We start from the raw sequence: 13020 nt of genomic DNA on the forward strand, positions 1-13020 counted from the left end.
GGCGGGGGCCGGCAGGCTGCTCGTCACGTCGTCGGTGACGGGGCCGCGCGTCGTCTATCCGGGGCTTGCGCATTACGCGGCGTCGAAGGCCGGCGTGAACGGCTTCATCCGGGCGGCGGCGCTGGAGCTGGCGCGCCGCAACGTGACGGTCAACGGCGTCGAACCGGGGATGATTCGCACGCCGGCGGCCGGCAATCTCGGCGACGCGTCGGTCGCGGCGCAGATCGCGCACGACATTCCGCTCGCGCGGATGGGCGAGCCGGAGGACATCGCGAACGCGATGCTGTTTCTCGCGTCGGCCGACGCGGCGTACATCACCGGGCAGACGATCGTCGTCGATGGCGGGGCGACTTTGCCGGAGAGCGGGGCGGTGCTCGGAGAACGATAGCGAGGGGCGGTTCGCAGGGCTGCAGCGACGCTGTGGCGGCATAGGCGCGCGTACCGGGCCGCCGCGGGCCGTGCCGCGCGCCGCCGCCCTGACTACAGCCAGCCGTTGCGGATGAATTCGACGATCGAATAGCGGCGATGCTCGAGATCGTGCTGCCGCACGGCCTCGACGATGCGCGATACGCCGTCCGCATAAGGCGTCTCGCCGGATACGCGCGATTCGAACTGCAGGCTGCATGCACCGTCGTCGATGCGTATCCGGTGAACCGCATGGCGGCCGAGCTGATCGTCGGCGATGGCGAATTCGCTGCGCTGCACGGCCGGGTCGCGCACGGAGCGGATGTCTGCCGGCTGCACGCCGAGCGACGCGGCGATGCCGACGGCTGTGCCGGGGACGGACGTCTTGCCGGCCTGATGCGACTCGGTCACGCTGATCTCGCAGTCGCGAAACAGGTGGCCGCTGGTTTCCAGCATGCTCATGAACTTGAGCATCAGGATGTTCGTGTTCGGACACAGCACGACCGGAAAGCCGTACGTCCCGGTTTCGAGGTCGGAGCCGGTCGACAGCTCGACGAGCGGCGACGCGGTGGCCTGGCAGAACGCGATCGCGGCGGCGAGTTCGCGGCCGGAACCGGCATGGACGACGATCGACCGGGCGTCGGTTCGCGTGGTGTCCGACCAAGGCATCACGCGGTAGGTGGCCGGGTCGAGCTTGTGCGAGCCGAGCAACTCGTTGGCGAGCTTGCCGGTTCCGATGACGAGTACTTGCATGGGATTGACGGGTTGAGGTTCGGGTGGCGAGTGGGCGGCGGCGGTGCAGGCTGTCGAGCAAGCCAGCTGTCGTGCCGCTTGCCGCGCCGGGCGGGCATCGCGCATTATGCCCGTCCGTCGGTTGGCGCGCTGGTCGGGCCGGGCATGTGGTGTCGCGGCGCATCGGCTCGCCGACGCCCTCGGCAGCCCACCTCGCCCGCGACGTTGCGATGGCCCGCGGCGCGTGCGTGTGGACCGCGATCCGTTTCGTGGCGCAGCCGCCGGGCTGTCGCCCGGGCAACCGAAGCGAAACGACCGAGGAACCGCGCTGCCGCACCTTCATCCCGTGCGCACGAACGCGTGAACGGCGCTACGCTGTCGGCATTTCATCCCATCACCCTCGATCCAGGAGAACACATCGATGGAACACGACCTGAAAGGCAAGGCAGTCGCGATCACCGGCGGCTTCGGTCATCTGGGCGTCGCGACGGCCGCGTGGCTCGGCGAGCGCGGCGCACGCGTCGCGCTGATCGGCCGCGGCGCGGCGCCGGCGGCGCAGACGCTGCCCGGCGTGCCGGCCGATGCGCTGCGCATCGGCGGCATCGATCTCGTCGATCCGCAGGCCGCCGTGCAGGCGCTCGACACGGTCAACCGCGAATTCGGCCGGGTCGACGCGCTGCTGAACATCGCCGGCGCATTCGTGTGGCAGACGATCGCCGACGGCGATGCCGCCACGTGGGACCGCATGTACGAACTGAACGTGAAGACGGCGCTGAACGCGTCGAAGGCCGCGCTGCCGTACCTGGTGGCGAGCCAGGCCGGCCGCATCGTCAACATCGGCGCGGGCGCGGCGTTCAAGGCCGGCGCGGGGATGGGCGCGTATGCGGCCGCGAAGGCGGGCGTCACGCGGCTCACCGAGGCGCTGGCGGCGGAACTGCTCGATCGCGGCGTGACCGTGAACGCGCTGCTGCCGAGCATCATCGACACGCCGCCGAACCGCAAGGACATGCCCGACGCCGACTTCTCGCGCTGGGTCCGCCCCGAACAACTCGCGGCGACGATCGGATTCCTGCTGTCGGCCGACGCGCAGGCGATCACCGGTGCGTCGATTCCGGTGAGCGGCCGCGTCGCGTAGTACGCCGGAGGAAGGCTCGCCGGGTTCGGCCGTGCGTACAATGTCGCACCGGCTTGCACGGCCGGAACCCGAGACCCGAACCTGAGACCATGACTCAGCCCACCATCCTGATCGTCGAAGACGAACAGGCGATCGCGGACACGATCGTCTATGCCCTCGGCACCGACGGCATGCAGACCGTCCACTGCACGCTCGCGCAGGCGGCGCTCGACCGCCTGCGCGACACGCATGTCGATCTCGTGGTGCTCGATGTCGGCCTGCCGGACCTCAGCGGCTTCGAGGTATGCCGGCGGCTGCGCACGTTCACCGATATTCCGGTGATCTTCCTGACCGCGCGGCACGACGAGATCGACCGGATCGTCGGGCTCGAGATCGGCGCCGACGATTACGTCGTCAAGCCGTTTTCGCCGCGCGAACTGGCCGCGCGGGTCCGCGTGATCCTGCGCCGCTTTCACCGGACGGCCGCACCGGAACCGGCGCCCGCACCCGCTTCGGCCGACGCGCCGGCACCGGTCGCCTCCGGCTTCACGCTCGACACCGACGGCGCGCGCGTGTCGTGGCTCGGCCACGCGCTGGACCTCACGCGCTACGAATTCGGGCTGATGGTGCTGCTGGTCCGGCATCCGGGGCGCATCTACTCGCGCGAACAATTGATGGATCTCGTGTGGCACGAGGCGCTCGATTCGGCCGACCGCACGGTCGACACGCACATCAAGACGCTGCGCGCCAAGCTGCGCGCGATCGATCCCGAGCGCGACCCGATCCGCACGCATCGCGGCATGGGTTATTCGCTGCAACCGTAACGAGCGGCACCGCCCATGCATATCGGCCTGCGCATCTTCTTCGGCTTTTTCCTGATCGTCGGCCTGGCCGCGCTGATCACGCTGCGCGTGTTCGTGCAGGAGGTGAAGCCCGGCGTGCGCGAAGCGATGGAGGACACGCTCGTCGATACCGCGCAGGTACTGGCGACGCTGGCGGCCGACGACATGGCGAACGGGCGCATTGCCGACGGCACATTCGCGCGGCAGCTCGGGAAACTGCACGAGCGCCCGGTCAGCGCGAACGTGTGGGGTATCCAGAAGAACGCGATCGGCTACCGCCTCTACATCACCGACGCGCACGGCATCGTGCGCTACGACTCGTCCGGCAGCGCGCTCGGGCAGGACTATTCGCGCTGGAACGACGTGTACCGGACGCTGCGCGGCGAATACGGCGCGCGCAGCACGCGCAGCGATCCGAACGACGACGGCAGCACCGTGATGCACGTGGCGGCGCCGATCCGGCGCGGCAACGAGATCATCGGTGTGCTGACGATCGCGAAACCGAACCAGACGGTCGCGCCGTTCATCGCGCGCAGCCAGCGCAAGATCATGCTGTACGGCGCGTTGCTGATGGGCGGCGCGATCCTGATCGGCGCCGCGTGCACGTGGTGGCTGGTGCTCGGGTTGCGGCGCCTGCAGCGCTATGCGCGCGCGATTGCGGCCGGCGAGCGCGCACCGATGCCGCTGCAGGGCGCGAACGAACTGGCCGAACTGGGGCGCGCGGTGGAAAGCATGCATCAGCGGCTCGAAGACCGCCAGTACGTCGAAACCTACATCCACACGCTCACGCACGAGATGAAAAGCCCGCTGGCCGCGATCAGTGGTGCGGCCGAACTGTTGCAGGAAGACATGCCGGTCGCGAACCGCCGGCGCTTCACCGAGAACATCCGCCGCCAGGCCGGCCGCCTCGAACAGATGATCCGCAAGCTGCTCGCGCTGGCCGAGGTCGAGCAGAAGCAGCGCCTGTCGGTGCACGAGCCGGTCGCGCTGCGGCCGGTGCTCGAACAGCTCGTCGACGATATCGAGCCGCGCGCGCGGCAGCGCGGCGTGAGCCTGCGGATCGATGCGAACGATGCGGCCGATCCGGCGGTCGTCGACGGCGATCCGTTCCTGCTGCGGCAGGCGCTCGGCAACCTGCTCGACAACGCGCTGGATTTCGCGCCGCAAGGCAGCACGATCCGGATCGCGCTCGAGCGGCAGCCGGCGGGGCGGGCGCACGTCGCGGTCGTGCGCGTCGACGACGACGGCCCCGGCGTGCCCGACTATGCGCTGTCGCGCGTGTTCGAACGCTTCTATTCGCTGCCGCGGCCCGACGGACAGGATCGCAGCACGGGCCTCGGGCTGTGTTTCGTCCGCGAAGTCGCGATGCTGCATCGCGGCCAGATCGCGCTCGCGAACCGCGCGGAAGGCGGCGCGTGCGCGACGCTCACGCTGCCGTCGGCCGGCTGACCGCGCTTCACGCTCGCCACACATTCGCTTCACGCCGGCTTCAATCGCCCTTCACCGGGGCCGCTCATGCTGAACGTACCTTCCACTCCGGTACCTGCCAGCAATGAATCGAGTCCTGTTGTTCAAGTCCATGATCACCGCGTTTCTCGCGCTGGCGATCCTGATCCCGCTGCAGATGGTCCAGAGCATCGTGCGGGAACGCGCCGATTACCGGCAGAGTGCGCTGCAGAGCATCTGGGCGAGCTACGCGGGGCCGCAGACGGTGACGGGGCCGGTGCTCGTCGTCCGTTACACGGAAGTCACGCGCGTGAGCGACGACGCGCGGGCCGGCGGCAAGGCGAAAACCAGCCTGAAAAGCGAGACGAAACGGCTGCTCGTGTTCCCGAAGACGCTGAAGGTCGACGGCACGCTGTCGGTCAGCGTGCGCTATCGCGGTATCCATAAAGCGCTCGTGTACGGGCTCGACAGCCGGATCACGGGCACACTGCCGCTGCCGGACCTGAAGAAGCTGCCGGAGGCCGACGGCCACGTGAGCTTCAAGATCGACGGCGCATACGTCGCGCTCGGCATCGGCGACCTGCGGGGGCTGAAGGCGCAGCCCGACCTGCGCATCGGCGGCAAGCGGATCGACGTGGAGCAGGGCACGCGGCTCGACAGCCTGCGCCAGGGCGTGCATGCGAACGTCGATCTCACGGCGCTGGCGGACGCAAACGCCGGCGCGACGGTCGTGCCGTTCAGCATCGGCCTGCCGCTGGCGGGCGCCGAATCGGTCGCGTTCGCGCCGGTGGGCGACCAGAACGACTTCTCGCTGAAATCGACGTGGCCGCACCCGAGCTTCGGCGGCGAGTTCCTGCCGGCGGAGCGCACGATCGATGCGCGCGGCTTCGTCAGTAACTGGCACGTGACGTCATTCAACACGAAGGCGCGCGAGCAAGTGGCGTCCGGCAACGGCGGGGGCGAGATCGAGATGGCGTCGGTATCGGTGATCGAACCCGTGAACGTCTATCTGCAGGCCGAACGCGCGACGAAATACGGTGCGCTGTTCGTGATGCTCACGTTCGCGAGCTTCTTCATGTACGAGCTCGTGAAGCGGCTGCGCATTCACCCGATCCAGTACACGCTGGTCGGCCTGTCGCTCGCGCTGTTCTTCCTGCTGTTGCTGAGCCTGTCCGAGCATATTGCGTTCGGCTATGCGTATCTCGCGGCAAGCGGCGCATGCATCGGGCTGCTCGGCTTCTACCTGTCGTTCGTGCTGCACAGCGTGAAGCGCGGCGCGACGTTCACCGTGCTGCTTGCGATGTTGTACGCGGCGCTCTACGGGCTGCTGCTGTCGGAAGACAATGCGCTGATGCTCGGTTCGCTGCTGCTGTTTGCGATCCTTGCCGGCATCATGACGCTCACGCGCCGCGTCGACTGGTATTCGCTCGGCGCCGCGTGGCAGCCGCTGGCCGACAAGCCGGGAGCGGTGAAGCCGGGCGCGCCGGCGAAGTAAGCGAGCGGGTGCAGGCAAGCGCGCGCGCCGGTCGGGAAAGCCGTGACCGGCGCGCGTTTTTACGCAGGCCCGATGCTTTTCACACGGCCCTCTCGGGCCGACGAAGCCGCGCTAGCGGAATCTCGGCGATGGCTGCGATCTCGAGGCAGCGGCCGGCGTGCGTTTGCACACGGCCGATGCCTCTCACGCGGCGCTCTCGGGCCGACGAAACCGCGCCAGCGGAATCTCGGCGATGGCCGCGATCTCGATCAGCAGGTCGGGATGGTAGAGACGTTCGACCTGGACGGTCGTCGTCACCGGATAGGGTTCGGCGAAGTAGGTCTTGCGGATGTCGCCGGCCTGCATGAACGCATCGATGTCGGTGGCGTAATGGACGAGCGAGATCACGTCGCGCAACTGCCCGCCCAGCGCGGCCAGCACGTCGCGGATGTTGTCGAGCGTTTGCCGGACCTGGGCGCGCATGTCGCCGGCGCCGACTGGCTGCCCGTCTCGGTCGAGCGCGACCTGTCCCTTCAGATGCACGATCCGCCCGTCGCCCTGGATCACGGCCATCGAAAACGCGCCGAACGGCGCCCAGACTTCCGGGGGATTCACGGCTTCGGCCATCGTGCGGCTCCTGTGGGTCGAAATGGGCGAGCGCAGCGGCGTGCCGCATGCGGCGATCGCGCCATGACGGATGCGTTCATCGGCGACCCGCCCGGCCTGCCGAACGCGGCGGCGGCCCGGATCGCCCTATACTGACCACTCCACATTACCGGACCACGCCGTGCCGAACCAAGCTTCCGGAGATCCTTCCGTCGACGATCCCCGCCCGACCCCGCCTGTCCAACCCGAACTGGAAGACTGCTGCAACAGCGGTTGCTCGCCGTGCGTCTTCGATCTTTACGACGAAGCGCTCGCGCGCTATCGCGTCGAACTGGCCGAATGGGAGGCGCGGCATGCACAGCGCGAGCCTCACCGATGAAACGGAGGAGGCCGGCGAGCCGCCACGCCGCGCATGCGCCATGCCCGTTTCCGGGCCTGGACTGACGGTGTCGGCACCGCCGCACGTCAGCCGTCACGCATCCGCATGCAGCCGCCGATGCAGCGGCCCGAGCGCCATCGACAGCGCGACGCAGCCCAGCAGCACGATTGTCAGCGTGAACATCGACGCCCTGAAGCCCTGCACGTAATCGAGCGCGGCCGGATGCACGCCGAGCCGCGCGAAGAACACGCCGCCGATCGTCGCGGCGCCGACCGCCGCGCCGATCTGCAGCATCGCGCTGACCATCCCGGACGCGACTCCCGCGCGGGCCGCATCGACTTCCGCGAGTACGATCCGCACGACCGACGGCAGCACGAGCCCTTGCCCGATGCCGATCGCCGCGATGCCCGCATAGAAGCCGGGCCCCGGCGCGCCGTCGCGGGCGAGCGCGGCGGCGATCGCGACGCCGGCCGCGAGCATCGCGAAGCCGAGCGTGAGCACGCGATACCCGCCGAAGCGGGCGACGAGGCGCGTCGTCAGCAGCGGGCTCGCGAGGAAACCGAGCCCGAGCGGCAGGATCGCGAACCCGGACGCGAGCGGCGACCAGTTCAGGCAGCCCTGCAGATAGATCCCGTAGCTCAGGAAGAACGCACTCAGCGTGTAGAACAGGAACGCGAGCAGGAGCCCGAGCGCGACGACCGGGTTGCGGAGCAGCCGCACGTCGAGCAGCGGATCGTGGCCGCGCGCGAGCCGGCGCGCTTCGACCGCCAGCAGCGCGCCGAGCATCGGCAGCGCGCCGACGCCGCACGCGATCATCCACAGCGGCCAGCCGGCTTCCCGACCATGCGTGAGCGGGTACACGAGCATCAGCAGGAACAGCGACATCAGCACCGTACCCGGCACGTCGATGCGCTGGCCGCGCGGCGCGCGATTTTCCGGGATGAAGCGCCAGCTGCCGATCAGCGCCAGGATGCCGATCGGCAGATTGACGAGGAAGATCGCGCGCCAGCCGAGCCCGAACGGATGCAGGCTGATCAGCGCGCCGCCGCCAAGCTGGCCGATCACGGCCGCGAGGCCGAACGCGAACCCGTAGAAGCCCATCACGCGCACCTGTTCCTGCGGGCTGAACACGCTGCGGATCGTCGCGAGCACCTGCGGCGCGAGGATCGCGGCGAACAGGCCCTGCAGCACGCGGCCGCCGACGAGTACCGTGCCGTTGTCGGCGAGCCCGCACAGCGTCGACGCGAGCACGAAGCCGGCCATGCCGATCATGAACATGCGCTTGCGTCCGTACAGGTCGCCGAGCCGCCCGCCGGTGATCTGGACGACCGCGTTCGCGCATGCATAGGCCGACACGACGAGCTGCAACTCGGCCTGGTGCGCGCCGATGCCGTCGCGAATGGCCGGGAGCGCGAGATTCACGATGAAGTAGTCGAGCGGCGGCAGAATGGCGCCGACCAGCAGGACCACGAGCGCCCAGCTATGATGGCTGCGCGGCGTCGCCGCGGCGGCCGCGCAGGCTGGTGCGCAGGGGGCGAGGGTGTTGTTCGTCATGGTGAAAGCAGATCCAAAGAATGAGGGCCCGATAGGCGATCGACGCAAGCAGGCCGTTGACCCCTTATTCTGGGCATCGTCCATGGTTCGGAAAAGCGGGAAAGAGTGGTAGCATCCATCGGGTTAATCGATGGATGAGGAACGACGATGCGCGGTTTCGACCTGGATCAGTTGCGTACTTTCGCGGCGGTCGCGGATGCCGGCAGCCTGACGGCCGCTGCACCGCGGCTGCACCTGTCGCAATCGACGGTCAGCGAGCAGGTGCGCAAGCTCGAATCGCGCGCCGGCGTGCCGCTGTTTGTGCGCAGCAAGCGCGGCGTCGAGCCGACGCCGGCCGGCGCGCGGCTGCTGCAGCATGCGCGGCGCATCGTCGCGCTGAACGAGGCCGCGTTCGACGAGCTGCGCGGGCAGGCGATCAAGGGCGAACTGCGCGTCGCGATCACCGATTACTACCGCACGAATGAAGTGGCGGGCATGCTGGCGCGGCTGCGGGAGTGCTACCCGCAGTTGAGCCTGCACGTCAGCGCGATGAAGAGCGCGGAGATCGAAGCGGCGCACGCACGCGGGCAGATCGATCTCGGCGTCGTGATGAACATGTCGAGCGGGCCGTTCCGGCCGGTGTCGGCCGACACGCGCTGGGTGCTGCGGCGCGAACCGCTGTCGTGGGTCGCGTCGCCCGCGCTCGCCGAGCAGTTGCCCGAGCCGCTGCCGCTCGTGCTGCTGCCGGACGACTGCATGATGCATCAGGTCGCGGTGCGCTCGCTCGACGAGCAACACACGCCATACGTGCTCGTGCACAGCGCGTCGGGCGTCGCGGGGTTGCAGTCGATGCTCGCGGCGGGGCTCGGCGTCGGCTGCCTGTGCGCGTCGGCGATCGGCGACGGCCTGATGCGGCTCGGCACGAAATACCGGCTGCCGCCGCTGCCGGACGCGGTGTTTTCGCTGACGCCGCCGTTGCCGGGCGAACGCGAGACCGTCACTCAGGCGCGCGAGGTGCTGTCGCGTCAACTGCTGATGTAAAACCATGCCGCGCGACACCGAGCGGCACGTCGGGAGCCATGGGCATGAACGACGAACTGAAGAACCAGATGGCCGCGAAGCTGCAGTATGCGCTGGAGCGCGTGGTCGACGAGCGTTCGCTGATTCATTTTTTGCGCGTGCTCGGCCATGACTGGCACACGGAGCGGCAGCTCGAGGCCGACGTGCCGCTGTCGCCGTATGCGCACGCGGCGCTCGGCTGGGAAAACCGGTCGATCGGCGAATACCTGGAAGCGATGATCGACTGGGCCGAGGCGTCGGAAGAGGGGCTGCGCTTCTACGACGTGCCCGATAACCCTTGGCGGCGCATCGCGGACATCCTGTTCGCCGGAAAAATCTACGAATAGCGCGGCCTGCGCGATTCACGCCCACTGCTTTCTACTCGGCGACCTCACCGTCCGCATACGCCCGCAGCCCGTTGGCCAGCGCATCGAACACGGCCCGGGAGCGCGGGCTGGTCCGCAGATCTTCGTGCATCACGACCCAGGTGTCCAGCCGCATCCCGAGCGCGTCCGGCAGCACGCGTACGAGCCGTGCGTCGCGTTTCGCGAGCGCCGACTGGCAGAAACCGATCCCGTAGCCGGCACGGATCATCGCGAGCTGCGCGAGATTGCTGTCGGTACGCAGCGCGAACGCGTCGCGCTTCCACAGCGGCATGCCGCGCCCCGCCGAACGAATGAACGGCGTGACGGTATCGAAGCCGATCAGCGTGTGATGCGCGAGCGCATCGATCGTCGCGGGCGCGCCGTGGTGCGCCAGGTAATCGTCGCGCGCATACAGCCCGACCTCGATTTCGCCGACGCGCCGCGCGACGAGCGCGTCCTGCGCGGGCGGCGCCATCCGCACCGCGATGTCGGCCTCGCGCTTCAGCACGTCCTGGATGCGGTCGGTCGGCACCAGTTCGATCACGAGCCCCGGATGATCGCGCCGCAACTGCGCGAGCAGCGGCGGCAGTACCTCGACGGCGATCACGTCGCTGGCCGAGATCCGCACGATGCCGCGCACGCCGGCGCCGTGGCTGGCCGCCGCGCGCTCGAACGCGGCCGCCGCGCTGCGCAGCGCCTCCGCGTGGCCGCGCAGCGCGAGCGCGGCCTCGGTCGGCAGCAGGCCCGACGGCGAGCGCGTGAACAGTGTCTGGCCGAACGCGGCTTCGAGCGCCGCGACATGGCGGCCGGCCGTCGGCTGCGTGATGCCGAGCGCGCGCGCCGCGCCGGACAGCGAGCCTTCCGTCAGGACCGCGAGGAAGGTGCGGTAGCGTTCCCAGTTCAGATCGATGGTCATACATAAATGTATAGCCGATCTGCCAGGTTCGGCAATTCCTTGATAGTCACCGGCGCGCCAGAATGCGTGTCGTGATGGTTCCATTCAAGGAGAGCGGCAATGTTGGCAAACGCAGGCGGGACGCAACGGCAGGCCCTCGTGCTGGGCGCGAGCGGCGGGATCGGCGGGGAAGTCGCGCGGCAGTTGCGCGATGCGGGCTGGCAGGTGCGCGCGCTCAAGCGCGGGCTCGATGCCGAAGTCGTGGAGCGCGACGGCATCGCATGGGTGCGCGGCGACGCGCTGGATCGTGATGCGGTGGTGCGCGCCGCCCGCGGCTGCAGCGTGATCGTGCATGCGGTGAACCCGCCCGGATACCGGAACTGGGCCACGCAGGTGCTGCCGATGATCGACAACACGATCGCGGCGGCCCGGGCCGCGCAGGCGACCGTCGTGCTGCCGGGCACGGTCTACAACTTCGGCGCCGATGCGTTTCCGGTGCTGCGGGAAGACGCGCCGCAGCATCCGGCGACCCGCAAGGGCGCGATCCGCGTCGAACTGGAGCGGCGGCTGCAGGACGCCAGCGCGCACGGCGTGCCGGCGATCGTCGTGCGCGCCGGCGATTTCTTCGGGCCGCAACTCGGCAACAGCTGGTTCTCGCAGGGGCTGGTCAAGGCGGGGCGGCCGGTCGCCGCCATCAGCGTGCCGAGCCGCGGCGTCGGCCATCAATGGTCGTATGTGCCGGACGTGGCCCGCGTGATGGTCGAGCTGATCGAGCGGCGCGAGACGCTGGAGCCGTTCGCGCGTTTTCATCTGGGCGGGCATTGGGATGAAGACGGCATGCAGATGGCGCTGGCCGTGCAACGCGTCGCGCAGCGGCACGGCATGCGACCGGCGCTGCGCGATTTCCCGTGGTGGCTCGTGTACGTGGCTGCGCCGTTCGTCACGACGCTGCGCGAATTGCTCGAGATGCGTTACCTGTGGCGCGAACCGATCCGGATGGACAACGCGCGCGTGACCGCGGTGCTCGGCCGCGAGCCGGTCACGCCGCTCGATACGGCGGTGGAGGCGACGCTGGCGGGGCTCGGGTGTCTCGGGTGAGCAACGGCGGGTAGCACGGGTTTCGTCCGGGCACGGAAACACGTCACGGCGAACCGAAGAAGCCCGGGGTCACAATTCTCCACATACCCGCGTGCGTCCGATGCGCATCATGTCAGTCGACACCGACAAGGTGAAAACGGGGGCGAGATGTTGCATTTCGGCTGGAAAGCGTCGGTTGCGGGGGCAATCATGTTCACATTGAGCGGGTGTACCAACCTCGCAGGTGTGCTGTACTGCGGCAACTCGCAGTTCAACTTCCCGGACTACCACTGCTTTGAGTCGTACAGGTAGGAACAGGCGCGACGACTGACGGCCGTCGTGCCCGCGTCCCGTGCGGTTTTCCGTTCGCGGTCAAGCCACGACCGGCAATACCTCGACCGCATAGCGATGCGTGAGGCTGCGTCCGAGCACCGGATCGTGCAGTTCCATCTCGAACGCATCGCCGTCGCCCATCGCGGCAATCGCGCCATGCACGGCGACGGTCCCGCCATACATCGCGCAGCGCGCGGGCATCGTGCGGCGATCGTCGAACCGGCGCCACAGCGCGTCGGGCGCGAGCAGGCCGCTGACCGCGCCGTGCTGGTATGCGCGCCGCTCGCCGTTGTGCGCGATCAGCCACGAACGCAGCTCGAGCGCATCCCAGTGATCGGCGACATCCGCATGACGCCATGCGTCGCGGCCGAGCGGCTTCGCGCACACCTGCTTCGACACGGCGACGCTGTACGCTTCGACTTCGCGATCCGTGTGATCGGAGCCGATCGTGACCAGCGTGCCGGCCGGGCTGTCCACCAGCACGCATTCGATCTCGCCGCCCGAGCGCGCGCCGAGCACGCCGATCGACGGCGCCTGCGTGAGCAGTGCGGACGACACGCGATAGAAGCACGGCGTGGTCGACGGCGGCGCGACGCCGAGCGCCGCGAGTTCGTCGATGTGCGTCTGGATCGCGGCCGGGTCGCGGCCGGCCCAGCCGGCGATCACGACGCGTTCGATGTCGGCGTCGACAGCGGCCGGCGCACCTTGCAGGGAAATCACGTTGAACGACAGGGTTGGCATGCGGTTATCCGTTTGAAGT

Annotated in this window: 14 protein-coding genes; 9 read left to right on the forward strand and 5 right to left on the reverse strand. The window is 68.9% G+C overall.

The genetic code is table 11. The annotated features are described in order from the left end of the window. Positions 1-388: SDR family oxidoreductase (locus AP428_RS18245; RefSeq protein ID WP_156349335.1), on the forward strand; the 388-nt coding region annotated here is incomplete at its 5' end. 92 nt (positions 389-480) lie between these two features. On the opposite strand, the gene AP428_RS18250 is transcribed toward AP428_RS18245, so the two are convergent. After that, on the reverse strand, positions 481-1158 hold the full coding sequence (locus tag AP428_RS18250; protein ID WP_011547343.1) for a dihydrodipicolinate reductase C-terminal domain-containing protein: 678 nt from the start codon (positions 1156-1158) through the stop codon (positions 481-483). Between the two features lie 400 nt (positions 1159-1558). Between AP428_RS18250 and AP428_RS18255 the strand changes: the two genes are divergently transcribed. The 4 genes from AP428_RS18255 (at position 1559) to creD (ending at position 6034) form a co-directional block, all read left to right on the forward strand. After that, positions 1559-2272, forward strand: a complete 714-nt coding sequence (locus AP428_RS18255; RefSeq protein WP_011547344.1) for an SDR family NAD(P)-dependent oxidoreductase — start codon at positions 1559-1561, stop codon at positions 2270-2272. 89 nt (positions 2273-2361) lie between these two features. Then, complete coding sequence (creB, locus tag AP428_RS18260) at positions 2362-3075, forward strand: two-component system response regulator CreB (protein ID WP_011547345.1); 714 nt, start codon at positions 2362-2364, stop codon at positions 3073-3075. Between the two features lie 15 nt (positions 3076-3090). Then, positions 3091-4542, forward strand: coding sequence for a two-component system sensor histidine kinase CreC (gene creC, locus AP428_RS18265; protein WP_011547346.1), 1452 nt, complete (start codon positions 3091-3093; stop codon positions 4540-4542). 103 nt (positions 4543-4645) lie between these two features. After that, complete coding sequence (creD, locus tag AP428_RS18270) at positions 4646-6034, forward strand: cell envelope integrity protein CreD (RefSeq protein ID WP_011547347.1); 1389 nt, start codon at positions 4646-4648, stop codon at positions 6032-6034. 183 nt (positions 6035-6217) lie between these two features. Here the strand turns inward: creD and AP428_RS18275 are convergent, their stop codons facing one another. Next, positions 6218-6640 carry a RidA family protein gene (locus tag AP428_RS18275; protein ID WP_011547348.1) on the reverse strand — a complete coding sequence of 141 codons (423 nt, stop codon included), beginning with the start codon at positions 6638-6640 and terminating at the stop codon, positions 6218-6220. Between the two features lie 160 nt (positions 6641-6800). Between AP428_RS18275 and AP428_RS35425 the strand changes: the two genes are divergently transcribed. After that, entirely contained in the window at positions 6801-6998 is a 198-nt protein-coding gene (locus AP428_RS35425) for an oxidoreductase-like domain-containing protein (protein ID WP_006480905.1), read from the forward strand. A 93-nt stretch (positions 6999-7091) separates the two neighbouring features. Here AP428_RS35425 and AP428_RS18285 read toward each other — a convergent pair whose 3' ends face one another. Then, positions 7092-8552, reverse strand: a complete 1461-nt coding sequence (locus AP428_RS18285; RefSeq protein WP_012339715.1) for an MFS transporter — start codon at positions 8550-8552, stop codon at positions 7092-7094. A 147-nt stretch (positions 8553-8699) separates the two neighbouring features. On the opposite strand from AP428_RS18285, the gene AP428_RS18290 reads away from it, so the two are divergent. Both AP428_RS18290 and AP428_RS18295 read left to right on the forward strand, forming a co-directional pair. Beyond that, positions 8700-9572, forward strand: a complete 873-nt coding sequence (locus AP428_RS18290) for a LysR family transcriptional regulator (protein WP_011547351.1) — start codon at positions 8700-8702, stop codon at positions 9570-9572. A gap of 44 nt (positions 9573-9616) precedes the next feature. Further along, a complete protein-coding gene (locus AP428_RS18295; RefSeq protein ID WP_011547352.1) occupies positions 9617-9937 on the forward strand; it encodes a hypothetical protein in 321 nt (106 codons plus the stop codon). Positions 9938-9968: 31 nt separating this feature from the next. On the opposite strand, the gene AP428_RS18300 is transcribed toward AP428_RS18295, so the two are convergent. Then, positions 9969-10871 (reverse strand): LysR family transcriptional regulator, encoded by a 903-nt coding sequence (locus AP428_RS18300; protein ID WP_012339717.1) that lies wholly within the window; start codon positions 10869-10871, stop codon positions 9969-9971. A 99-nt stretch (positions 10872-10970) separates the two neighbouring features. On the opposite strand from AP428_RS18300, the gene AP428_RS18305 reads away from it, so the two are divergent. Then, the gene (locus tag AP428_RS18305; protein WP_011547353.1) at positions 10971-11948 is read left to right on the forward strand and encodes an NAD-dependent epimerase/dehydratase family protein; all 978 of its coding nucleotides are present in this window, start codon (positions 10971-10973) and stop codon (positions 11946-11948) included. Positions 11949-12299: 351 nt separating this feature from the next. Here AP428_RS18305 and AP428_RS18310 read toward each other — a convergent pair whose 3' ends face one another. Next, positions 12300-13001: a DUF2848 domain-containing protein gene (locus AP428_RS18310; protein ID WP_011547354.1), complete on the reverse strand. Its 702-nt coding sequence runs from the start codon at positions 12999-13001 to the stop codon at positions 12300-12302. Between the last annotated feature and the right edge of the window lie 19 nt (positions 13002-13020).

The sequence above is a fragment of the Burkholderia sp. E168m22 genome (assembly GCF_001319805.1).
GTDB classification, from domain to species: domain Bacteria; phylum Pseudomonadota; class Gammaproteobacteria; order Burkholderiales; family Burkholderiaceae; genus Burkholderia; species Burkholderia orbicola.

Excerpts from the sequence above, each read along its gene's own strand:
- creD (WP_011547347.1), top strand. The coding sequence starts at position 4,646 with ATGAATCGAGTCCTGTTGTTCAAGTCCATGATCACCGCGTTTCTCGCG.
- AP428_RS18275 (WP_011547348.1), bottom strand. The coding sequence starts at position 6,640 with ATGGCCGAAGCCGTGAATCCCCCGGAAGTCTGGGCGCCGTTCGGCGCG.
- AP428_RS18290 (WP_011547351.1), top strand. The coding sequence starts at position 8,700 with ATGCGCGGTTTCGACCTGGATCAGTTGCGTACTTTCGCGGCGGTCGCG.
- AP428_RS18285 (WP_012339715.1), bottom strand. The coding sequence starts at position 8,552 with ATGACGAACAACACCCTCGCCCCCTGCGCACCAGCCTGCGCGGCCGCC.
- creC (WP_011547346.1), top strand. The coding sequence starts at position 3,091 with ATGCATATCGGCCTGCGCATCTTCTTCGGCTTTTTCCTGATCGTCGGC.
- AP428_RS18300 (WP_012339717.1), bottom strand. The coding sequence starts at position 10,871 with ATGACCATCGATCTGAACTGGGAACGCTACCGCACCTTCCTCGCGGTC.
- AP428_RS18305 (WP_011547353.1), top strand. The coding sequence starts at position 10,971 with ATGTTGGCAAACGCAGGCGGGACGCAACGGCAGGCCCTCGTGCTGGGC.
- AP428_RS18250 (WP_011547343.1), bottom strand. The coding sequence starts at position 1,158 with ATGCAAGTACTCGTCATCGGAACCGGCAAGCTCGCCAACGAGTTGCTC.
- AP428_RS18295 (WP_011547352.1), top strand. The coding sequence starts at position 9,617 with ATGAACGACGAACTGAAGAACCAGATGGCCGCGAAGCTGCAGTATGCG.
- AP428_RS18255 (WP_011547344.1), top strand. The coding sequence starts at position 1,559 with ATGGAACACGACCTGAAAGGCAAGGCAGTCGCGATCACCGGCGGCTTC.
- creB (WP_011547345.1), top strand. The coding sequence starts at position 2,362 with ATGACTCAGCCCACCATCCTGATCGTCGAAGACGAACAGGCGATCGCG.
- AP428_RS18310 (WP_011547354.1), bottom strand. The coding sequence starts at position 13,001 with ATGCCAACCCTGTCGTTCAACGTGATTTCCCTGCAAGGTGCGCCGGCC.